This window comes from Vibrio sp. Vb0937, assembly GCF_033338855.1.
Map to the genome: position 1 here is coordinate 1 of NZ_JAWOTK010000465.1, position 1,034 is coordinate 1,034.

The following is a 1,034-nucleotide window of genomic DNA, read 5'->3' on the forward strand; positions in this document are numbered from 1 at the left end:
CTTTCGTGATGATTTTCAAGGTGTCTTGAAAATCACCGTGTGCAAGGTCGCCATTTTTACATTGATGCAATGCTGTAAGCGGGTTGATTGCACAGTTTATGGCGAGTTTGGTCCACAATGCGGCATTGATGTTTGGGTTCCAAACAACTTCTGGTAAAGCGTGCTGCATAACATCTTGCAAAAACTGGCAATGAGCGCCAGACGCATTAAAGCCGCCAACTTGAGTGATGCCTTGCCCCGTGTGCATTACGTGCTCTTTATTCGGCTTATAAGCACCATGGGTTGTGGTTGCGATAACGACGGGATTTCCGGATAGCATCTCTTCTACCTGCTCGGCCGTACCCATACCATTGTGCATAAGCATAACAATGGCATCGTGATGAATGTGCTCAATAAGAGGTTTGAGTGCAGTGATCACTTGCCACGCTTTCACCGTGACCAAAATCAAATCCGCTTGTTGTAAAGAGGGAATATGTTGGTTAGGAAACTCCATTGCAGGTGAGTCATCAAGCGTAAGGGAGTGTTGCGGCTCAGACGTTCTGCCCCACACTGATACTTGGTGTCCTGCCAATTGAAATTTTGTTGCCCACAGTGAGCCAATGGCCCCCGGACCTAAAATGAGAATCTTCACCAAACGCTCTCAGTAAAAAGGTTTGCTGCAAGGATAATGAGGGGAGAGAGGAAAGCAAATAAAAATGGCGCCAATTGGCGCCATTTTTGAGGAAACTTATCGGTTCAATTAGAACTTGTAAGTTACTGCTACGTAGTGACCTGCACCAGAAGATTCTGGTTTGTGACCCCATGGTAGAGCTTCGCCGTCTTTGAAACCGTACACGTCTTTGTAAAGTTTTAGACCGTAACCAACTGCAAAGCGGTCAGAGTGCCAGTAGATACCGTTGAACATTGCACCGCCGTTAGACGCTGTAGTGTTGAACTTGTTACCTTTGTCGTCATCCATACCGAATTGGTAATCGATGTAGCCTTGGTAAGAAATGAATGAACCGTTCTCGAAGAAGAAGAATGGTTTGAACCAG

At 46.0% G+C, this 1,034-nt stretch carries 2 protein-coding genes; both read right to left on the minus strand.

Features of this window, described 5'->3' with window-relative positions; translation table 11 throughout:
• On the minus strand, positions 1-631 hold a 631-nt coding region (locus tag R7P67_RS26555), incomplete at its 3' end, for a 2-dehydropantoate 2-reductase (RefSeq protein WP_318086547.1).
• A 108-nt stretch (positions 632-739) separates the two neighbouring features.
• Positions 740-1,034, minus strand: a 295-nt coding sequence (locus R7P67_RS26560; protein ID WP_318086548.1) for an outer membrane protein OmpK, incomplete at its 5' end; no start/stop codon positions are given.